Consider the following 22827-nt stretch of genomic DNA (forward strand, 5'->3'; position numbering starts at 1 on the left):
GCTAAGTTATGAACGAAAAAGATTTAAAAACATTAGTAGAGCAACTAGTTGGCCAAATGGTTGGACAAATTGATACAAATTCAATAAACGAGGTAACAAAGCAGGTTGCTACACAAATAGATGGAAATGATGAATTTATAGAAGATATAACAACAGTAGATATAAAGAAACAATTATTAGTTGAAAACCCAAAGGATAAAGATGCTTACTTAGATATGAAAGCAAAAACTCCTGCAAGATTAGGAACTGGAAGATGTGGAGCAAGATATAAAACAGCTACTGCACTAAGATTTAGAGCAGACCATGCTGCAGCACAAGATTCTGTTTTCTCATATGTTTCTGATGAATTTATAAAAGAAAATAACTTATTCGAAGTTGAAACACTTTGTGAAAGTAAAGATGAATATATAACAAGACCAGATCTTGGAAGAAGATTTTCAAAAGAAACTATAGATAAGGTAAAGTCTAAGTTTGGAACTAATCAAAAAGTATTATTAATGGCAGGAGATGGGTTAAGTTCAGCAGCAATAGAAGCTAACTTAAAAGATATAGTGCCAGCTATAAAGCAAGGTTTAAAAATGTATGGAATAGATTCTAGTGAAATATTATTTGTTAAACATTGTAGAGTTGGAGCTATGGATCACCTAGGAGAAGAATTAGGAAGCGAAGTTATATGTATGTTAGTAGGAGAAAGACCAGGTCTTGTAACTGCAGAATCTATGTCAGCATACATTGCATACAAACCATATATAGGAATGGCAGAAGCTAAGAGAACTGTTATATCAAATATCCACAAAGGTGGAACTACAGCAGTTGAGGCTGGTGCACACATAGCAGAATTAATAAAAACTATGTTAGAGAAAAAAGTTTCAGGAATAGATCTTAAGTAATCTATATAGGAGGAGTTAAACTATGAAAAATGATGCAATACGCCCTAATGTCCTAGGAGTAAAGATAATTTCAAATGTAAGTCCGGAAATGGCTAAAAAATTAAATTTAGAACAACATCATAAAAGTTTAGGATTAATAACAGCTGATTGTGATGATGTAACATATACTGCTCTTGATGAAGCAACAAAAGCCGCTGAAGTAGACGTGGTTTATGCAAAATCAATGTATGCAGGAGCGGCAAACGCTTCAACAAAATTAGCTGGAGAAGTAATCGGGATTATAGCAGGACCAAGCCCAGCAGAAGTAAGAAGTGGATTAAATGCAGTTTTAGATTTTATGGAATATGGAGCAACTTTTATAAGTGCTAATGATGATGATTCAATAGCATATTATGCTCACTGTGTTTCAAGAACAGGAACTTACCTTTCAAAGGTAGCAAACATAAGAGAAGGAGAAGCATTAGCTTACCTAGTAGCACCTCCTCTTGAAGCAATGTATGCTTTAGATGCAGCACTTAAAGCAGCAGACGTTTCTTTATGTGAGTTATTTGAACCACCTACAGAAACAAACTTTGCAGGAGCACTTCTTACAGGTTCGCAGTCAGCTTGTAAGGCAGCATGTGATGCTTTTGCACAAGCTGTTATAGCTGTAGCAGATAACCCAACAGGATTTTAAGGTTAGATAATGAATGCTTTAGGATTAGTTGAAACAATTGGTTATGTTGCTGCGATAGAAGCTCTAGATGTTTGTTTAAAATCTGCAAGCGTAGAAGTTGTTGGAATACAAAAGGTAGGACAAGGTATAGTTACAATTGAAGTAAGTGGAGATGTTGGAGCTGTAAAGTCGGCAGTAGAAGCTGCTAAGTATGCTGCTGAGAAAGTAGGAGTACTAAGAGCTACACATGTGATACCAAGATTACATGCAGATGTACATGATGCTTTATTTAAAAAAGAAGATATTAAAAGTGTAGAAGAAATTGTACATGAAATAGAAGAAAAAGAAATAGAAACAGAAGTTGAAATAAAAGAAGTAGAAGATATTCAAGAAGAGATAGAAATAGATAGTGTAGACGTAGAAAAACACAATGATAAGAAAGATGAGTTAGAAAAACCTAATTTATCAAATCTTAGTGTAAAAGAACTTAAAAACTTAGCTAAGTCATTGGGATCAAAGAAGACATATAAAGAATTAAATGCTTTAAAGAAAGAAGAATTAATTTCTTTAGTAGATAAGTTTTATAGAGAGGATGAGTAAAAATGACACTTTTAGATAAAGATTTAGTATCAATACAAGAAGTTAGAACTCTTGTGAAAAATGCTAAAGCTGCACAGCAAAAACTAGAATCTATGAACCAAGAACAAATAGACAAAATAGTAAAAGCTATTGCAGATGCAGGATTTGAAAATGCTGAAAAGCTAGCTAAAATGGCTAATGAAGAAACTGGATTTGGAAAATATGAAGACAAAATAATTAAAAATGTATTTGCATCTAAGATGGTTTATGAAACTTTAAAAGATACAAAAACAGTTGGGATAATAGGTGAAGATAGAGAAAACAAAATTATAGACATAGCAACTCCAGTTGGAGTAGTAGCTGGGCTTATACCATCAACGAATCCAACATCTACTGTAATATACAAAGCTATGATAGCTTTAAAAGGTGGAAATGCTATAGTATTTTCTCCACATCCAAATGCTAAAAAATGTATTCTTGAAACTGTAGAAATAATAAGAAATGCAGCAGTTAATGCAGGATGCCCAAAAGATGCAATAGGATGTATAACAACACCTAGCTTACAAGGTACAAGTGAATTAATGAAGCATAAATTAACTTCATTAATACTTGCAACAGGTGGAGAAGCAATGGTTAAAGCTGCATATTCATCAGGAACACCAGCTATAGGGGTTGGACCTGGAAATGGACCAGCTTTTATAGATAAAAGCGCAGATATCAAACTAGCTGTTAAGAGAATAATAGATTCTAAAACATTTGACAATGGAACTATATGTGCATCAGAACAATCTATAGTAATAGAAGAATCTATTGAAAATGAAGTTGTAAGTGAACTTAAAAATCAAGGAGCTTATTTATTAAATGAAGAGGAAAGTCAAAAACTTTCAAAATTCATAATGAGAGCTAATGGAACTATGAATCCTCAAATAGTTGGTAAAAGTGTTGAAACTATTTGCAAGTTAGCAAATTTAAACAACGTACCAAGTACAGCTAAAGTATTAGTAGCAAGAGAAACAAAAGTAGGACCAGATGTAGCTTACTCTAGAGAAAAGCTTACACCGATACTTGCATTCTATGTAGAAAAAAATATAGATGCTGTAATAACTAGATGTAGAGAAATACTATTAAATGAAGGGGCTGGGCATACATTCTCAATGCATGCTAACAATGAAGAACTAGTAAAAATATTTGCTCTTCATATGCCAGTATCTAGAGTTTTAGTAAATACTCCATCTACGCTTGGAGGAATAGGAGCTTCAACAAACTTAACTCCAGCTCTAACATTAGGATGTGGAGCTATAGGTGGAAGTTCAACATCAAACAACATAGGACCACTTGATTTAATAAATATTAAGAAAGTAGCTTATGGAGTTAAAGAAATGGAAGAACTAAGAGGAAATAGACCTCAAAGTACAAATGCAAACATATCTTTAGGTGATAATGAAGATTTAATAAATATTTTAGTAAAAAGAATAATAGAAGAATTAAGATAATTAAAAAAGTATATTAAATAAAAATTAAAATAAACTATAAAAATTTTGGAGGATAAGATTATGGCAAACGCAAACGCATTAGGAATGATAGAAACTAAAGGATTAGTAGGAGCAATAGAAGCAGCAGATGCAATGGTTAAAGCAGCAAACGTTCAATTAGTTGGAAAAGAGCAAGTTGGTGGAGGATTAGTTACAGTAATGGTAAGAGGAGATGTTGGAGCTGTTAAAGCTGCAACAGATGCAGGAGCAGCTGCAGCTGAGAGAGTAGGAGAATTAGTATCAGTACACGTTATACCAAGACCACACTTTGAAGTAGACGCTATATTACCAAAAGTTAGCGAAAAGTAATAAAAATTTAAGTAAATAGGGGTTGTTTCAGTTGAGACACCCCTTTTTACACATCCGATAGGAGTTGTGAGGATATGGGTGTTTTAACAGAAAGTGAAGTAAGAAAAAAAATAGGACATACAGATGCAAAAGAGTTTTATATAGAAAAGGGGCAAATTATAACTCCTTCAGCAAAATCGTATTTAACTGATAAAAATATAGTTTTAAAATACGTAAACTCATTAGATGAAATAGAAAAAAATAAAGATAATGAAGTTAAAGCTGATATAAAACAAGAAAAAAAATATAAGTATGTTACTGTATTTGGAGCTAACTTAGACGAAAAACCTGAACATATGACTTCTCTAAATGGTAATTTACTTGTATTTAAAGATCATAAAAGAATTATTTTAAGAGGCAAGGTAGATTCCTTAGAAGCTAGAATTTTACAAGCTCAAATTTTATGCAAAAAGAATGAAATGAAAAATTTGCTAAAAGATCTTCAAGAAGTTTTAGTGTTTGTTAGAACTATAATGAGATGTGAAGTTTTAGAAGAAAAGCTAGAAGAATTTAAACTTTTAGGATTAACACCTGAAGAGCTAAGAGAACAATCTCATTATCCTAAAAAATACTTTGGAATAGGGCATGAATTTCCAAATTATGAAATGGGAGAAATGGTAGTTGAGATAAATAGTATAAGAACACTAACAAGAGAGGTTGAGCTTGCTGCATATGAAGCTTTTAAAGGGGAATATGGACAAGTTGAAAGAGAAGATTTAATAAAAGCTTTAAACCGATTATCCTCAGTATTTTGGATTATGATCTATAAAATTAGAACAAATAAATATAAATAGTTGGAGGATAGAATGAATATAGCATTAGATAATATCGTAGATGAAGTTGTAAAAAGAGTAAAAAAAGAAGCGTTTATAGAAGTTGAAGCATCTGGAAGACATATTCATTTAAGTAGAGCGGATATAGATAAATTATTTGGAAAAGGTTATCAACTTACAAAGCTAAAGGATTTGTCTCAACCAGGGCAATATGCTTGTAAAGAAAGAGTTTGTATAAGTGGACCTAAAGGCGAATTTAAAAATGTTATAGTACTTGGACCAGAAAGAGCACAAACTCAAGTTGAAGTGTCTTTAACTGATTGTTCTCAATTAGGATTAAAAGCACCTATAAAGCAAAGTGGAGATTTAAACGGAACACTAGGTGTAAAAATATATACAGAAAAAGATAGTGTTGAATTAGAAAAAGGTCTTATGGTAGCAAAACGACATGTGCATATGAATGAAGAAGATGCTAGAAAGTTCAATGTTTGTGACAATGAAGTTGTAAAAGTTAAGGTGTTTGGACAAAGACCATTAATATTTGATGATGTTGTTATAAGAGTTAACAAAAACTTTGAGACATTTATGCATATTGATTATGATGAAGCCAATGCATGCGGATTTAGCAAAGGATGTTTAGCTAGAATAATAAAAAATAATCTATAAGGTAGGTGATATGTATGGATTATGATAAGCTTATAGAATTTATAGTAGATGAAATATATATAAAACTTGAAAATCAAGGTGTAAAAGAAAATAATGATCTTCCTAAGTGTGTATTAATGTGGGAAAGAGATGAAGACAAATATAAATTCTTAAATGATAAATTTAAAGTTTTAAACTATAACAAAGATATAAAAGATTGTGATGTTTTAGTAATATCAAGGCTTTGTTTGAGAGGGCTTTGTAATTTAGCTATGGGAAATAGCGTATCAGATGAAGAACGTTTTATATTAAAGATGATTATGAGCGGAAAAAAAGTTTATGTAATGGAAGATGGACTTGAATATAAAAGGTATAAGCAAACAGCACCTAAGACTTTATATAATAAATATTTAAACTTTGAAAAAGAAATTAAGAGCTATGGAGTAGAAATTATAAATAACCCTAAAAGCATATTAAATGAAACTAAGGTTAACTACAAAGCGGAATATACAAAAGATAATACAGAAATTAAAGTAAATGTAAATTTAACTGAGAATACACTTGATTTGAGAAGCAAAAAACTTATATCAGAATCTGATTTAAGAAAACCTCAAATAAATGGTATAGATAAAATTTTATTAGGTAAGAAAAGTATAATAACACCACTAGCTAATGATTTTATAAGAATACACAACTTAAAATTAGATAAAGAGTAAAGGAGATATTCTTATGGAGATTGGAAAAGTAGTTGGAAATGTTTGGGCCACAAGAAAAGATGAGAAATTATGTGGACAAAAACTATTAGTTTTAAAACTTTTAAAAGATAACAATTCATATTGTGATGGATTTTTAGTTGCAGCTGATAATGCAGGAGCAGGTAATGGAGATTTAGTATTAGTAACACGAGGGTCTGGAGCTAGAGAATCTTTGGAGGATAGATCTATACCGGTTGATGCTACTATAGTTGGAGTTGTAGATTCACTAGAGGTACATGATGAATAAAAGCATAGGCTCTATAGAGTTTAGAAGTATTGCAAAGGGAATTGAAGTATCTAATGAAATGGTTAAAAAATCTTATGTTGATATATTATACTTAAAAAGTATTTGCCCTGGAAAGTTTATAATAATTATAAGCGGTGATACAGGAGAAGTTAACACAGCTATTGAGTATGGACTTAGTATATCACAAGGATTTGTAGTAGATAGTTTTGTTATAAACTCAGTACACAAAAGTATAATAGGTGCATTGAAAAACAAATATGAACCTATAAATGAAGTTAATTGCATCGGGGTTATGGAAACTAGCAAAGTGTGTGCAGGATTAAGAGCTTTAGACAAAACATTAAAAAGTAGCGATACAACCATAATTAAACTTCAATTGTCATTTGCAATAGGTGGAAAACTTGTATATATAGTTTGTGGAAGTTTAAGTAGCGTAAATTATGGAATAGATGAAGGTAAAAAAGAGTTGAAGGACAAAGATGTGATACAAGCTTTAGTAATGCCTCATGTAGATGAAAAAATAATAAAACATTTAATAGGGAGAGGATAGCCATGAGTATAAATGAAATTATAATCTATATAATGGTAGCATTTATGGTATTGGGTGCTATAGATAAGTGCATAGGCAATAAATTTGGTTTAGGTGAACAATTTGAAGAAGGTATTGTTGCTATGGGATCACTTGCAGTTGCAATGGTAGGGGTAATATGTTTAGCTCCAGTACTAGCAGATGTATTAAGACCTATTATAGTTCCTGTATTTGATATGTTAGGAGCTGATCCAGCTATGTTTGCAGGTTCTATATTAGCAAATGATATGGGTGGAGCACCGTTAGCAATGGAACTTGCAAAAGATCCAAACGCAGGATTATTTGGAGGACTTATAGTTGGAGCTATGATGGGGCCAACTATAGTATTTATAATACCAGTAGCACTTGGAATAATAGACAAAGAAGATCAAAAATTCTTAGCAACAGGAATTCTTGCAGGGATAATAACTATACCTATAGGAGCGTTTATAGGAGGGTTAGTTGCAGGATTTGATGTAATGATGATAATTAGAAACTTAATTCCTATAATAATATTTGCAGCAATAATAGCTTTAGGATTATTAAAGTTTGAAAGTGCAATGATAAAAGGATTTACTTATTTTGGTAAAGGTGTTGTTATCGTAATAACTTTAGGTCTTGCAGCAGCAATAGTTGAAGCTTTAACTGGAATTGTTGTGATACCAGGTATGAACCCTATTAGTGAAGGGATAGAAATTGTTGGAGACATAGCTATAGTTTTAGCAGGAGCATTCCCACTAGTATTTGTTATAACTAAGGTTTTCAATAAACCATTAATGGCTTTAGGAAAAGTTTTAGGAATGAACGATATAGCAGCAGCTGGATTAGTAGCAAGTTTAGCTAACTGTATACCTATGTTTGGTATGATGAAAGATATGGATGATAGAGGTAAAATTATAAATGTAGCATTTGCTGTATCTGCAGCATTTGTATTTGGAGATCATTTAGGATTTACTGCTGGATTTAATGCTGATATGATAGCTCCAATGATAGTTGCTAAGTTAGTAGGCGGAATCACTGCAGTTATTTTAGCTATGAGATTAGCAAATAAGATGTTAAAAAAGGAGAATGCTTAAGATGGATATAAAGAATTTAGATAAATCTATGTTAGAACAGTTAGTAAGACAAATTATACAAGAAAAGATAAACGGTAGTGAAAATAGTGTTGATTTTTTAAGAGATAAAGATGAAAGTGGAGTAATTTCTATAAAACTTCCAACTGTAAAAGTTGATGAATCAAATAGATTAGACACTGGTAATCCAAGCGATGTAGTATACACTAAAGACTTATTTACATTAGAAGAAAGTCCTAGATTAGGATGTGGAATAATGGAGATGAAAGAAACTACATTTGACTGGACACTAAATTATGATGAAGTAGATTATGTTATAGAAGGAACACTAGATATCATAATAAATGGAAAAACTGTATCAGCATCTGCAGGAGAATTAATATTAATACCAAAAGGTAGTAGTATACAATTCTCAGTTAAGGATTATGCTAGATTTATATATGTAACTTATCCTGCTGATTGGGCTTCACAAAACTAAATTAGATTTAAAAACTAATATTCAAAATACTATATAGGTGAAGGATACAATATAAGTTTTGCTTCCAAAGCTGGAAAGATGCTTTAAAGGTCGCTAAAACTTACATTGTATCCTTCGCTATTTTGTATTATTTTAATTTATATTTCAAACTCTGCTATTTTAGTTACTGCTACATAAATTTTAGATATAGCATACCAAGTAGCAAAATCAACGTTTCCACTTTGGGTCATTCTAAATATTTCTTGGAATTTACGAACGCTTTCTTGTGTTTTTGGACCGTAAATACCATCAACATCAACTTTAGGTAAAGCAGGATAAGCATTGGCTATAGCGTTTAATTGATTTTGTATAGTTTTAACTGGTTCTCCTGTAGACCAAAGAGTAAGCGTATATCCAGGGAATGAAGAAGGAACTCCTTTTATCATATCTGTACCTTGAAGGCCTATGTCTTGGCCATAGTAATATCTTAAAATTTCATCAAATTTATAACCTTGATCACCTAGGTACTTACTTCCCCATTGAGTCATTTTACCAGGGCATTGAGTTTGAATTCCATCACAGTACTGAGCTAAAAGTGGTTGAGGATTTCCTTTTGGTCTTTGAATATAGACATTAAATATATTATCAACAACAACACTTATAGTATCAAAAATATTTCTATTGTATATAAATTTATGGTCATAGGCTGTAGTAGATGTAATTGTAAAATCATATCCCATATTTCTGTACCATTCAGTATAAACTCTATTTAAAGTAAATGAAACTATAGCTACTACATTTGCATAGATTGTTTCAGTTGGCCAAGTAGCGTATATTTCAGAACTTGCAACATTCTTAATATAATCTCTAAATGGAATCCAATAATTAGGTGCATTTTTATCACTTGGCATTCCATCGTGAACTATTATATATTCTGGAACTACGACATTAGATAAAACATATGGAACCTTTTTTAAATCATCTTCAAATATTTTAGGCTGATAATTTCCATACAATACGTTATCACCAATTTTATAAATTTTTTTACTGGAATTAGTGAAAGTAGAAATCTTAGATAGTGAAATGTTTTGAATCGCTTCTACAAGAGGAAGAATTTGAACTCCTTGTATTACAACGCTTTGATAACCATCTTTAGATATTGTTAATATATACGTACTATAAGCTCTAGGTGAATTAGGAACTTGAGAATAAATAAAATTTGGAGCATCTAATGAAACTTTTTTTACAATCCCAGACGAATTGGTAATGAGATTTTTATAAATGTATTTACTTTTGCTACTTCCTTCTTTAGGCATTGCACATATATTTATAGAAACTCCTTCAATTGGGAAGTTTGTAATTTCATCAGTTACTTTAATTGTCAACAATCCTTTATACAAAAAAATCCCCCCTAAATAATCTATTAATTTATATGTATGAATAAAATATTTAAAGTGTACCATTTGCAGTATCAAGTTAATTTTATGATGAAAATAGAATAAATTAAAAAATGTAAAAATTTTGAAAAACAGAAGGTAAAAAGGCACTCTATGTAGAATTATTATATTTGAAGTACATTTAAGTAAAGGCAGGGAGAACTTTATTAATGAAAAAAAAACGGGGAATGAAAAAATATATTTTTATATTCATATTTATTTTTATAATCTTTTTCCAAATGTTTAATTATAGGGTGGAAGCATATGAAGCATATGAAAAAGAATCAAGTGGATTTAATGTTTTGGTATTAAACTCATATAATCAAGGACATCACTGGGAAGCGGCTATAATGGATGGGCTCAAATCTTATTCTAAAAAAAATCCTGACGAAGGTATAAATTTTAAAATTGAATATCTAGATTTTAGAAATAATTATAATGATGAATATATAGAGTCATTAAAGCACATGTTAAATGAAAAGTACCCAAAGGGAAGTATAGATGCTATATATACTGTAAATGATGAGTCTTTTGAAGTGTTTAATAAAGAGGTACTAAATCCAAGTAGTAGTTTTTATAAAATTCCATTAGTATTTAGTGGAGTAGACGGAAAACTAGATGGAAGCAAAGAAGAAAAAAAATACATGGCAGGTATATATCATGGTGATGATAGCTTAAGTTTAATGAACTTGGTATATTCACTTAATCAAAAAACTGAAAATATAAATTTGATAGTTGAAAAGTCTAAGTATGGAGAGTCTGTAAAAAGCGAAATTAATAAACTGATAGACACTTATTTAAACAATCAAATAGATATAAATTATATACAAAGTAATTATACTGAAGATATAATATCTAAAATAAAAAAGTTAGATGATAAACCAGATACTATAAACATTATAGCTGGTGAATTTCAGTGCAAAAAATCAAGTGGATATGTAGAACCTAAGGATCTAATAAATGATATTAAAAAGTATAGTAGTGCACCTATATATTCAAATGACCAGACTTATTTACATGCAGGTATTCTTGGAGGACATGTAGATATAGGTCAAGAACAGGCAAAAATTATTTGTGATATGATAGTTAAAATAAAAAACGGAACTCCTATTGAAAAAATTGAGAATGAGATAGAGCCAAGTGCAAAAGCCTATGTAGATTATAAAAGTATATATGAATATGATATAGATCCTTTTGATGTAGGGACGAGCGTAAACTTAATAAATAAAGGGCAATATGAACTATTAGCTCCAAAGTGGATGAAACATTTATTACTTACTTTGCTTGTATTCTTTTTAATATCTATTGTATTTGTTGTTAAAGCATCTTCAAGATATAGAAAAGAAATTAAAAAACAACAAGAAGATGAAGAAAAGGCAAAGGAACGTGAAAAGTTAAAATCTGATTTCATAGTAAATTTAAGTCATGAATTAAGAACACCTATAAATATAATATTGGGCACGACTAAGCTTTTAGAATACAATATATCTAAGGGAAAAGCTAAAGAAGATGATATAATAGATAAGTTAGAAAATATAAATCAAAACTCATACAGATTATTAAAGATATCAAATAATATAATAGATATGACAAAAGCTGAATGTGGAATGCTAAGTTTAAACTTAGAAAACTGTAATATAGTTAGTGTAATAGAGGATGTTTTTGAATCAAGTATTGAGTTTGCTAAAATAAAAAATATAGGTATGATATTTGATACGAAATATGAAGAAATAAATACTGTTGTAGATGTTTATCAAATACAAAGAGTAGTATTGAATCTTTTATCAAATGCTATAAAATTTACAAATGAAAATGGAGTTGTAGATTTATCAATATTCAAGGATAAAGATGACATTATCATAGAAGTAAAAGATAATGGAGTAGGTATACCGGACAATAAATTAAAGTATATATTCCAAAGATTCTATCAAGTAGATAATTTATATACTAGAAAAAATGAAGGTAGTGGAATAGGACTTTGCATATCAAAAGAAATAGTAGAAATTCATGGAGGTAAGATAGAGATAGAAAGCAGATTAGGAGAAGGCTCGTTATTTAGAATGATTCTTCCTATAAAGATAGATGAAAGTTTACCAGAATATGATCCTTCAAATCATATAGATACAAATAAAATTGTGAATTTGGAGTTATCAGATATTTAAGTAACATAAAAAAAGAAGCTATTAAAATAGCTTCTTTTTTTATGTTATTCATTTATTTTCATTATAAACTTAACTTTACCATCCATATCTTTATTAAGCCCTGAGAAGTTATTATAGTCTTTAGAAAGTTTAACTATTTCATCTTTTACATCTACTAAACCTTGTATATCCGATAATTTAGTATTTCCCTCTTTGTATATTTTATCTAATCCTTCTTTCTTTAATTTATTAACTCCTTTATATAATTCATTAGATCCTTTTGCTAAGTCATTTGTTCCTTTTAAAAGTTTACTTGAATTATCATTTAAAGTTTTAGTACCACTAATTAAGCTTTTGCTACCTTGAGATAGTTGGTTAGTACCTTTGCTTAATTCACTAGTTCCTGCAGCTAACTTCTTACTACCATCTTCAAGTTTATTAGTAGCGGCTGATAATTGTTTTGAGCTACTACTTAAAGTTGAACCAGCATCTACTAAAGCCTTAAAATTAGAGTTAAAACTATTTGAACCAGATTTTAAGTTTTCTAGTCCAGCACTTAAGTTATTAGCCCCACTTACAGCATTGCCCATTCCATCTTTTAAACTATTTAGGCCACCCCTTTGACCTTCAGAAACTTGATTTAAAGAACCTGCTAATCCTCTTAATTGATTAGCAACTTCAGGATTAGATTCATCTAAAGCTCCTGCTATATTATTTAAACCTCCAGCAACTTGATCTATATTATTTGTAGAGGCTATTAAACTATCTACACCAGAAGATCCATTAGAAAGTCCTGAACTAAGTGCATTAGCACCGTCACTAGCACTATTAATTCCGTTGTTAATAGCTGAGTAAGCGTCATAAAGTTTATTAGTATTTCCTACAAAGGATTCAACTCCATTAGAAAATTTACCTTGAGAATCATTTAGCTGACTAAGACCACTACTTACACTTTTTGCACCATTATCTAAAGATGGAGCAGATTGATTTAATTTATCTATACCACTACTTAAATCCTTAGAGCCTTTATCTAAAGATTTTACACCCTGATCAAACTTAGCGAAATTAGTGTTTAGTTCATTATTTCCGTCCAATAATTTTTTAGATCCATCTAATAAATCATCTCCGCCTTTTCTTAAATCATTTAAAGATTTAGATAAATCATCTAAAGTAGAGTTTTTATCAATTCCTTTAAGCTCTGGAATTTTTGGAGTTGCCATAACCATTATATTAGGCATTTTAAATTTATTAGCATTTCCTTCAATAACTAGTGTGTCTTCTAATTCTAAATAATCTTCTATATCTTTACTTAAGTCTAAGCTTTCTTTTAAACCAGGGAAAGATGCAAATGTTACACTAGATTTTTTACCATCATCTAGAAGTTCTCCACTATTTATTTTTATGTTTTTAAAATTATCTCTTTCAAATAAAACTTCAGTAGCTGTTAAAAATGGTACATACATATCTCTATTTTTACCATTTACTTTACGGATTTTCTTTTCGTTGTTTTTAAGGTTTATAGTTATTTTAAATTTGCCTGATTTTCCATTGATATCTTTAGCACTAACTTTTTTACCGTTTAATTCGTATTGAATATCTACGTCAATAGGTAGTTTCTTTGAACTTTCGCCTTGGTAGTATAAGTCTTCTTTGTTTACATTCCACTCAACTGAGTCATTGTTTATTACAGGTTTTTCATCACCTTTTACATTTTTTATATTTTTAAGATTACTAGAATCTGTAAATTTCCCAAGTTTTTCATCGCTGTTAATCCATGTAGAAACAATAGTTTTTTCAACACTACCATTATTATTTAATATGGCATATACAGTTTCTTCTTTTTTTACATCTGCAAAGCAAATCCCAGTATTTAAAAATATCATAAGTGTAGTTAAAGTAGCTATTGAAGCCTTTGGTAAATTAATTCTTTTCATCCTTATATTTCCCCCTTATTTAAATTTTTAGGTTGTGGAGTCACAAACCCTTTACTAGTTTTTATTATAAATTTGTGGCAAACTAATAAAATTGCAGGAAGCATAAAAATGATTATAAACATACTTATGATAGCTCCTCTTGCCATAAGTGAACATAATGCACTTATCATTTCTAGTTTAGAAATAAGTCCAACACCTATTGTAGCGGAGAAGAATGATAAAGCACTTGTTACAATTGATCTTGCACTGCTTTGTATTGAAGCTGTCATAGCTTCAAACTTATTATCATTTACAGCTAATTCTTCTTTAAACCTAGAAGTTAGAAGTATTGCATAGTCAACGGTTGCACCAAGTTGGATAGTACCTATTACTATTGATGCGATAAAAGGTTCTACAGTACCTGTATAGTAAGGTATTCCAAGGTTTATAAATATAGCTGACTCAATGGCTAAAACTAATAAAATAGGTAGAGAAAGTGATTTAAATACTATTGATATAATTACAAATATAGCTATTATAGATACTAAACTTACTTTCTTAAAATCTGTGTCAGCAATTTTTATAAGGTCATCAGTTAAAGGTGCTTCTCCTCCAACTAGACCATCTCTATCGTATTTATGAACTATGTTATTTAGTTTATCTATTTGAACTCCAGCCTCATCTGTTGCAGCTCGATATTCTGAATTTACTATGAGTTGTTCGTATCCGCCAGACTTAACTGAACTTATTAAATCATTTGGAAGTATATCTTCAACTATTGCAGGGCCTATTACTTTTTCAAGTGCAACAACTGAATTTATTCCATCTAAATTCTCAATTTCTTTAATCATTTGGTCAACTTTATAAGAATCAAGTGAATCTTTAACCAAAATGATATTGGTACTATTCATTTTGTAGTCATCTTTTAATTTGTTTGTAGAAACTATAGACGGTAAATCATCAGGTAAAGATTCGTCTAGGTTGTAATAAACTTTTGCATTTGATGAACCGATTACAGATGGTATAAACATCAATAAAAATAAAACTACTAATAATTTGTAATGTTTAACAACTATTTTTGATGATTTTTTAAATGTAGGTAAAATTGGTTTGTGTTTGTATTTGTGAATTTGTTTATCAAAGACTAGTATAAGAGCAGGAAGTATAGTAACTGTACATATAACTCCCAGTAAAACTCCTTTTGCCATAACTAAGCCCATATCCATTCCAAGAGCTAAGTCCATTGCACAAAGAGCTAAAAATCCTGCAATTGTAGTTAATGAACTACCGAATACTGCTGTTGTTGTATTTGAAATAGCTACTGCCATTGCATCTATGTGGCTATCGTATTTATCTCTTTCTTCATCATACCTGTGAAGTAAGAATATGGAGTAATCCATGGTAACTCCAAGTTGCAATACAGCACTTAGTGCTTTAGTTAAATAAGAAATTTCACCAAATATTATATTACTACCAAAATTATAGATTATCGCAAATCCTATACTAAGTAAAAATATAAATGGAGTAACATATGAATCCATTGTAAAACTTAAAACTATTAATGTAAGTATTACAGCAACTACTACATATAATGGAGTTTCTTTATCTGAAATGTCTTTAGTGTCTTTTATGATACTTGCCATACCACTTAGAAATGCTTGTTTTCCTGTAACTGTTCTGATTTCCTCTACAGCATTTAATGTTTTAAGAGCTGCAGAACCTTCTTCTAATTTAATAACCATAAGAGTTGAATTTTCAGTATACAATAAATCTGTAACATCTTTTGGTAGAAGTTCTCTAGGTACTGATAAATCTACAACATCATCAACCCACAAAACATCTTTTACACCTTCAACTTTAGTTAATTTTTCTTTGAGTTTAGATACATCTTTATCTTCCATGTTTTCAACTATTAACATAGCTAAAGAACCGCAATCAAACTCATCTTTAAGTATTTTTTCGGCCTGAGTTGTCGATAAATTATCTGGTAAATAACTTAAGATATCATAGTTTATGTCTGTGTTTAAAAAGCCAATTGCCGATGGAACTAATAATAGTATAGCTATTACTAAAATCAACTTACTTCTTTTAGCTATTTGCTTTGACAATCCCCTCATCTAAAGTTTACCCCCCTCTAAAATATTTAGGCATGCCCAAATTTGTTTACAAAATAGATTGTATGAGTAGTACAACCTATATGTCAAGTATATTTATGTTTTTTATTATTTCACTAATTTCTATATTATTAGTTGCTTCTTTAGTGTGTGAAATAATTTGAATTACTTTTTCTTGGCTGATATTTAATAGCAAAAGCCTAGTTTTTATTGTACTTTCAATAATTTCATCTAGTGTTAAGTTAATATCATTTTTATAAAATCTACGCAAAAGTTCATCTTCCCCAGCTGAACCAATTACAATGCTTAGACTTATATCATTTTCTTTAAAATCAAAATTTAACTCTCTTAAATTAGCTTTTAATATTTCACCTAGAGTTTTAAGATATTCTTTTCTTACTGAGTCTATTTCAGATGCTTCTATGTAAACTCTAAATAAAGATTGGTTAGTTGCTATAGTCTTTATGTATATATATTGGGTTATAGCATAACTAAGCAGAGGATCTATAGACTCACTACTTGATCTCTTTGTGTGAAAATAAATTTTTTCGATTAAGTTTTTGTAAAGATATAAAACAATATCTTCTTTTTTCTTAAAATAGTAGTATAAATGACCTCTACCTAAATTACAGACTTGTGCTATTTGCCTTATTGTTGTTTTTGTATACCCCTGTTGAATAAAAAGCTTAGATGCCTCAGTTATTATTGTGTTTCTAATGTCATCCTTGTGTTCGAACTCCACATTGATCACCCCTTTAATTTTGTTTATAGTATCATTTTAACAACATTTTTTTAATTTGTAATCTATTTTAAAAAAATTAGCACTCTAGTATTGACAGTGCTAACAAAGATGATAAAATAATAAATGTAGGGGGATTTACTTTATCCCAATTTTATTTAATAAAGATAAATTTAAGGAGGAGATAAATATGGAAAATAAAAAAGGAAACATATCAATACATACAGAAAACATATTTCCTATAATAAAAAAGTGGTTATATTCTGATAAGGATATATTTGTAAGAGAACTTATAAGTAATGGTTGTGATGCAATAAATAAATACAAAAAATTAGTATCGCTAGGGGAAATAGAAAATAAACAAGATCAAGATTATAAAATTAATGTAACAATAGACAAAGATAATTCAACTCTTATATTTGAAGACAATGGAATCGGGATGACTGAAGAAGAGGTTGAAAAATATATAAATCAAGTTGCATTTTCAGGAGCTGAAGACTTTGTAAATAAATATAAAGATAAAATGAGCGAAGAAAATGATATTATTGGACACTTTGGATTAGGTTTTTATTCAGCATTTATGGTATCTAGCAAAGTTCAAATAGATACTTTATCGTATAAAGAAGGTGCTCAAGCTGTAAAATGGGTAAGTGAAGGTCAAACAGAATATGAACTTTCAGCAAGTGAAGATAGAAAATCAAGAGGTACTACTATAACTTTATTTTTAGCTGATGATAGCAAAGAGTTTTTAGAAGAATATACAGTAAGAAGCATAATAGACAAATATTGTTCATTCTTACCTGTAAATATTTATTTAGATGTTAAAGATAGCTCTAAAGAAAAAGATGAAAATAGTGAAAATGAAATAAAAGCATTAAATGATACTTATCCTTTATGGTTAAAATCTCCAAAAGATTGCACAGATGATGAATATAAAGAGTTTTACAGAAAAGTATTCAATACATTTGATGAACCGTTATTCTGGATACATCTAAACGTAGACTATCCATTTAATTTAAAAGGAATATTGTATTTCCCTAAATTAAAAAATGAATTTGAACTTATAGAAGGTAAAGTTAAATTATATAATAACCAAGTTTTCGTTGCAGATAACATAAAAGAAGTTATACCAGAGTTCTTATTGTTACTAAAAGGTGTAATAGATTGCCCAGATTTACCATTAAATGTATCAAGAAGTTTCTTACAAAATGATAAGGATGTAAGTAAAATATCTAAGCATATAATTAAAAAAGTTGCAGATAAATTAAAATCACTTTATAAAAATGAAAGAGAAAACTTTGAAAGATTCTGGGATGATATACAAGTATTTATTAAGTTTGGATGCTTAAAAGACGAAGGATTCTATGATAAGATAAAAGACATCTTATTATTTAAAGATATAAATTCAAATTATATTACACTTAATGATTACTTAGAAAAATGTAAGGAAAAACATGAAAATAAAGTATTCTACGTAAGTGATGAGGAACAACAATCACAATATATTAAGTTATTTAAAGATTATGATTTAGATGCAGTTATACTAGATTCTAGTATAGATAATCACTTTATATCTTTTATAGAATTTAAAAATCAAGGAGTTACATTTAATAGAATAGATGCAGATTTATCAGATGTTTTAAAAGACAAAAATGAAGAAGAAAATAAAGAAAATAAAACAGAAATAGAAAACTTATTTAAAGAATATGTTAAAGATAAAGTAAAAGGTTATTCGGTAGAAAGCTTAAAAAGTGAAGACACTACAGCTATAATACTAGTTTCAGAACAATCTAGAAGAATGGCTGAAATGAAATCTCAATTTGCAGGAATGGATCTTGGAATGAGCTTTGAAGAAGAAAAAACTTTAGTTATAAATGACAATAGTCCTATAATTAAAAAGTTAGTATCTTTAAAAGATGATGAAAGTAAAAAAGATCAAATCGAGTTAATATGTAATCAAATTGTAGATGTTGCATTACTTGCAAATAAAGAATTAGACGCTAAAGAATTAGATGAGTTTATAAGCAGAAATAATAAACTTATGAATATGTTAATAGGGTTATAGAATAAGGGAGTACTGATATGATTTGCTACACAAGCGGGAAAGATGCTTGAAATGTAGCTAAAACATATCAGTACTCCTTATTTAGTTTAGTGAAATTGAATTTAAAGTGAGTAATATCATATTTTGCCACACAAGCTAGAAAAAAGCTTGAAATGTGGCTAAAATATGATATTACTCACTTTTGTATTACAATTTTTTATTTATGAAATAAGATTCAATAAGCAGTAGTGCTATTGAAGCTATTGATGAAATTATAAAGTTTATAAAGCTAGTAGAACATATTAATACTCCAACTACCATAAAGGTAAATCCATTTATATACCCATTTATTTTAAATTTAGTATAAAAAGTAGGTAAGCCATCATATTTTTCAAGTGCAGATAATAAAAGGCCATAACCTATGAAACATATACCTATAACCAATCTCAGACCTACTAATTTGGTAAACATATTTAACACATCCTCATTATAGATAGTTTTAATGGTAGTTGATTTATTATATGCATGAAGATAAATAAATTGAATATTAAAAGTGAAAATTGGTGTGAAAATTTGGAAGATTCCGAAAATAGATTGATATATACATACAAAAATGGTATATTTGAATTGGAAAACGCAATGTTTATAAAATGACAAAAAAAGTATGGGGGACATGATTATGAAAAAATTATTATCTATATGTTTTATGCTTGTATTATCAATTATGACATTAATGGGATTTTTAAATCAAAAAAGAAAGAAAAAAATAGTTTAAGTGCAATAGTTATAAATAGGATTTGTACATTGGAGTATCTAGATGTATAAATGAAATTATTATAAAAGGGTTCGTTATTATATATTGAAATACAAGCTGAAAAGCTTTATAGTATTTTATATATAATAACGAACCCTTATTAATTGTAATTTATTAGATGGATTTTATATATTTTTATTATTTTTTTCTTCCTTTTTTATTTTGTTTTCAACGACTTTACCTACTACAAACTTTACTATAGCATATAGAACAATAGCGATAATAGCAGAAGTTATGCCTTGCTTTGGATTAGTCCATAATAATAGTACTCCTACAGATAAGCATATAAAACCATTTATAGATCCATTTATCTGGTCTTTAGAATAAAAGAAAGGAAGTCCTTTGTACTTCTCTATTCCGGAAACTATAAGTCCGTAAGCTATAAATAATAATCCTAGAATAGCTCTTATTCCAATTTCAGTACCAATCATTAAAAAACCCCCTAGAAATCATATTTACTATAATCGTAGTCACTTTATAATATAAAAGTCAAGCAACAAAATTTTATACTAATTTTTAATGATTGTTTGGTAATATAAATTTAAGGGTAATATTAATATAGTTTAAACGCGGGACATTTGAGGAGAGAAAATATTTTGAGAAACAATATGAAAAAAATATTTATATGTGTATTAGTTATAGCATTTATATCTTTGGGAGTTATAGCTATAGATGGTATATATGATAATATATACACCATTCGATTAATAAACACTGAAAATGAAAAAATGGTAGGGGATTTATCTGAACAAGATATAAATGTATATGAAGGTAAAATAAAAAATGAATTAAAAAATGAGCTTAATCAGAAGCTCCTAAAAAATAAAAAAAATATTAAAAAGAGTTATTATGCTTTGGGGAAAATAGAGTCATTGAAAAGAAATTATAAACAATCAAATTACTACCTAATAAAATCTATTGGATATATGGAAAATAAAAATAGTGAGGTAGATTTTAAAATATATAGAAATTTATCGTTTAATGCTATTCGTACAAATGATATTAATCAATTTAAAAAATACTTTAAAGAAGCTAAAAAAATTGCAATTAAATCAAATTTAAATGATGAACTATCAAATTTTTACTATTCACTATCAAGGATGAATTTAAGATATAAAGGAAACGTATGCGATAGTATTGATTTAATGAAAAAAGCTATAAAATTAGAAAGTACAGATAAAACAAAAATGGCAGAATATAATTTTTTGGCATCTTTATATAGGTCTAACGGGCAATTTAGCTTATCTTTAACTTATGTTATGCAGGGGTGGAAAATTGCATATGAGAATAAAGACTATGAAAATATGTGTAAAGCAATTATAAATTTAGGTGAAAATTATTATGTTCAAGAAAATTATAAAAAAGCCGCATATGTATACGAGTCTATTCTTAAGGATGATAAGTTTAAAATGAATGATAAAAACTTGTCAGTAATAGGGTATTTAATGGAATCTTATTTTAAGCTAAATGAAAATGAAAAAGCAGAAAAGTTAAAAGTTAAGTATGAAGAGATTACAAATAAATTAGAACCTACCGAAAAAAATAAAGAATTAATATGGCTTTACATGGTCTATTCAAATGTTAAATTAGATCAAGGTAATCTAAAAGTATCTAAAGAATACTTAGATAAAGCTAAGAAATTGTATAATGAAAATTCTTTAAATGCGTATCCTAATTCAGACTTATATTTAAAAAAGTTAGAGATTGGAAATGATTATAAAGATGATTCAAATATCACATATTCACAAACTCTAGAAAGTTATAATGAGTTGTTAAATGAAATTAAAAAAAGAGGTATAAAATCAGATATATATATAACTGTATTAAAAGATATAATTAATTTGACGGAAGAAAATAATGATTACAAGAACATTATAAAGTATAATGAAATTTTAGATGAATACGAAAATAAATCTGAAAATGCAGAATCTACAGATACAATATTTTTTGATTTACAAGCTAAAATATATAAAGAAAGCCAAAAATCTCAAAATCTTAAATTATTATTTTCTATAATTTTATTAGCATTAATTTCTATACTTGCACTTATAGTAGCTATAAAAAATAGCAAGATAAATAGGCTAAATAAAGATTTAGAAGAAATATCTATAAAAGATCCTTTAACCGATGTATATAATAAGAGACATTTTTACAATGTATTAGAAAGACTTTCAAACGATAAAAAAGAAATTACTTTTATAATGATAGATATAGATTATTTCAAAGCTTTTAATGATAATTATGGACACTTAAAAGGTGATGAAGTATTAAAAAAAGTAGCTAAAATACTTGAAAGTACATTTAGTGAAGATTATGTATTTAGGTATGGAGGCGAAGAGTTTGCTATTGTTTCAGAAGGGAATCTAAAGGAAAATTTACTATCAATAAGTATTTTAAGAGACAAGTTGTATAAAGCAAATATAAAACATGATTTTTCCGAAGCAAGTGATAGAGTTACTCTTAGTATTGGAATTAAATGTGGGAAAATAGCATCTAAAGAAGATGTAGAACAAATTATAACAGATGCGGATGAAAGATTATATAAATCCAAAACAAATGGAAGAAATAGATATACTTGCTTTTAAAATATCTTATTTCCGAGGAAATTTCGATATTGAAATTGTTGTAAATTGAAAAATATTAAATTTAAATTGGGATTTCTAAGTACTATTATAAATAAATGAAAAAGTATAAGTTAAAATAGGTCAGGCAACTTTTGTTGCCTGAATTTTTTTCACTTGATAAATCGCAATTACAAAGAATATGGATAACTTATAAAATTTAGTTATATAAAACTGGGTGTTCTTTGAGTGGAAAAAAGCTTTTTAAGCAACGGACGAAGTCGTTGGCGACATGAAGTGGTTCGCAGACGTAGTCGCTCAAGCAGAGCGAATTTTTTATGAAAAATTTAACAATAAAATTCTAATATGTTTGAAAATTGTAAACAAAAAGAAAATTTATAATTAATTTATAATTTAAGGGATTGTACAAACTTGTCGAATATGATAATATTTAGTCATCAAGATAACTACGAGGGGTTTTGTATAGAGGGCATTAAGGTATGACATCAGACATTATAATTTAATTAAAAATGAAAACGTTAA

General features: G+C 28.7%; 21 protein-coding genes. 15 read left to right on the plus strand and 6 right to left on the minus strand.

The window, feature by feature from the left end:
* The first annotated feature begins 8 nt into the window (after positions 1–8).
* From eutC to KXZ80_RS05280, 12 genes are all read left to right on the plus strand, one after another.
* Positions 9–890 (plus strand): ethanolamine ammonia-lyase subunit EutC, encoded by an 882-nt coding sequence (gene eutC, locus KXZ80_RS05225; protein ID WP_021432401.1) that lies wholly within the window; start codon positions 9–11, stop codon positions 888–890.
* A gap of 22 nt (positions 891–912) precedes the next feature.
* Positions 913–1566 (plus strand): ethanolamine utilization microcompartment protein EutL, encoded by a 654-nt coding sequence (gene eutL / locus KXZ80_RS05230; RefSeq protein ID WP_021429304.1) that lies wholly within the window; start codon positions 913–915, stop codon positions 1564–1566.
* A gap of 9 nt (positions 1567–1575) precedes the next feature.
* A complete protein-coding gene (locus KXZ80_RS17795) occupies positions 1576–2145 on the plus strand; it encodes a BMC domain-containing protein (RefSeq protein ID WP_021432402.1) in 570 nt (189 codons plus the stop codon).
* Positions 2146–2147: 2 nt separating this feature from the next.
* Positions 2148–3617, plus strand: a complete 1470-nt coding sequence (locus KXZ80_RS05240) for an acetaldehyde dehydrogenase (acetylating) (protein WP_021432403.1) — start codon at positions 2148–2150, stop codon at positions 3615–3617.
* 60 nt (positions 3618–3677) lie between these two features.
* Positions 3678–3965, plus strand: coding sequence for an ethanolamine utilization microcompartment protein EutM (gene eutM / locus KXZ80_RS05245; protein ID WP_021429341.1), 288 nt, complete (start codon positions 3678–3680; stop codon positions 3963–3965).
* Positions 3966–4039: 74 nt separating this feature from the next.
* Positions 4040–4798 (plus strand): cobalamin adenosyltransferase, encoded by a 759-nt coding sequence (locus tag KXZ80_RS05250; RefSeq protein ID WP_021432404.1) that lies wholly within the window; start codon positions 4040–4042, stop codon positions 4796–4798.
* A 12-nt stretch (positions 4799–4810) separates the two neighbouring features.
* Positions 4811–5443 (plus strand): ethanolamine utilization phosphate acetyltransferase EutD, encoded by a 633-nt coding sequence (eutD, locus tag KXZ80_RS05255; protein WP_021432405.1) that lies wholly within the window; start codon positions 4811–4813, stop codon positions 5441–5443.
* 14 nt (positions 5444–5457) lie between these two features.
* A complete protein-coding gene (locus tag KXZ80_RS05260) occupies positions 5458–6138 on the plus strand; it encodes a TIGR02536 family ethanolamine utilization protein (protein WP_021432406.1) in 681 nt (226 codons plus the stop codon).
* A 13-nt stretch (positions 6139–6151) separates the two neighbouring features.
* Complete coding sequence (locus KXZ80_RS05265) at positions 6152–6424, plus strand: EutN/CcmL family microcompartment protein (protein ID WP_021432407.1); 273 nt, start codon at positions 6152–6154, stop codon at positions 6422–6424.
* A complete protein-coding gene (locus KXZ80_RS05270) occupies positions 6417–6974 on the plus strand; it encodes a BMC domain-containing protein (protein WP_021432408.1) in 558 nt (185 codons plus the stop codon). The genes KXZ80_RS05265 and KXZ80_RS05270 overlap by 8 nt, the downstream gene beginning before the upstream one ends.
* Before the next feature lie 2 nt (positions 6975–6976).
* Positions 6977–8068, plus strand: coding sequence for an ethanolamine utilization protein EutH (eutH, locus tag KXZ80_RS05275; RefSeq protein ID WP_021432409.1), 1092 nt, complete (start codon positions 6977–6979; stop codon positions 8066–8068).
* 1 nt (position 8069) lies between these two features.
* Positions 8070–8543, plus strand: coding sequence for a cupin domain-containing protein (locus KXZ80_RS05280; protein WP_021429301.1), 474 nt, complete (start codon positions 8070–8072; stop codon positions 8541–8543).
* Positions 8544–8680: 137 nt separating this feature from the next.
* Here KXZ80_RS05280 and KXZ80_RS05285 read toward each other — a convergent pair whose 3' ends face one another.
* On the minus strand, positions 8681–9922 hold the full coding sequence (locus tag KXZ80_RS05285; RefSeq protein WP_021432410.1) for a peptidoglycan-binding protein: 1242 nt from the start codon (positions 9920–9922) through the stop codon (positions 8681–8683).
* A 224-nt stretch (positions 9923–10146) separates the two neighbouring features.
* On the opposite strand from KXZ80_RS05285, the gene KXZ80_RS05290 reads away from it, so the two are divergent.
* Positions 10147–12120 carry a sensor histidine kinase gene (locus tag KXZ80_RS05290; RefSeq protein WP_223132726.1) on the plus strand — a complete coding sequence of 658 codons (1974 nt, stop codon included), beginning with the start codon at positions 10147–10149 and terminating at the stop codon, positions 12118–12120.
* Positions 12121–12164: 44 nt separating this feature from the next.
* Here the strand turns inward: KXZ80_RS05290 and KXZ80_RS05295 are convergent, their stop codons facing one another.
* From KXZ80_RS05295 to KXZ80_RS05305, 3 genes are all read right to left on the minus strand, one after another.
* A complete protein-coding gene (locus KXZ80_RS05295) occupies positions 12165–14033 on the minus strand; it encodes a methyl-accepting chemotaxis protein (protein WP_021432412.1) in 1869 nt (622 codons plus the stop codon).
* A 2-nt stretch (positions 14034–14035) separates the two neighbouring features.
* Positions 14036–16129: an efflux RND transporter permease subunit gene (locus KXZ80_RS05300; RefSeq protein WP_021432413.1), complete on the minus strand. Its 2094-nt coding sequence runs from the start codon at positions 16127–16129 to the stop codon at positions 14036–14038.
* A gap of 76 nt (positions 16130–16205) precedes the next feature.
* Positions 16206–16868 (minus strand): TetR/AcrR family transcriptional regulator, encoded by a 663-nt coding sequence (locus KXZ80_RS05305; protein WP_021432414.1) that lies wholly within the window; start codon positions 16866–16868, stop codon positions 16206–16208.
* Between the two features lie 187 nt (positions 16869–17055).
* Between KXZ80_RS05305 and htpG the strand changes: the two genes are divergently transcribed.
* Positions 17056–18930 carry a molecular chaperone HtpG gene (gene htpG, locus KXZ80_RS05310; protein ID WP_021432415.1) on the plus strand — a complete coding sequence of 625 codons (1875 nt, stop codon included), beginning with the start codon at positions 17056–17058 and terminating at the stop codon, positions 18928–18930.
* A 186-nt stretch (positions 18931–19116) separates the two neighbouring features.
* On the opposite strand, the gene KXZ80_RS05315 is transcribed toward htpG, so the two are convergent.
* Together KXZ80_RS05315 and KXZ80_RS05320 are read right to left on the minus strand one after the other, a co-directional pair.
* Positions 19117–19380 (minus strand): hypothetical protein, encoded by a 264-nt coding sequence (locus KXZ80_RS05315; RefSeq protein WP_038285104.1) that lies wholly within the window; start codon positions 19378–19380, stop codon positions 19117–19119.
* 468 nt (positions 19381–19848) lie between these two features.
* Positions 19849–20154 (minus strand): hypothetical protein, encoded by a 306-nt coding sequence (locus KXZ80_RS05320; RefSeq protein ID WP_021432418.1) that lies wholly within the window; start codon positions 20152–20154, stop codon positions 19849–19851.
* Between the two features lie 177 nt (positions 20155–20331).
* Between KXZ80_RS05320 and KXZ80_RS05325 the strand changes: the two genes are divergently transcribed.
* Entirely contained in the window at positions 20332–22308 is a 1977-nt protein-coding gene (locus tag KXZ80_RS05325; protein WP_156344332.1) for a GGDEF domain-containing protein, read from the plus strand.
* The last annotated feature ends 519 nt before the right edge of the window (positions 22309–22827 follow it).

The organism is Paraclostridium bifermentans (genome assembly GCF_019916025.1).
Taxonomy (GTDB): domain Bacteria; phylum Bacillota; class Clostridia; order Peptostreptococcales; family Peptostreptococcaceae; genus Paraclostridium; species Paraclostridium bifermentans.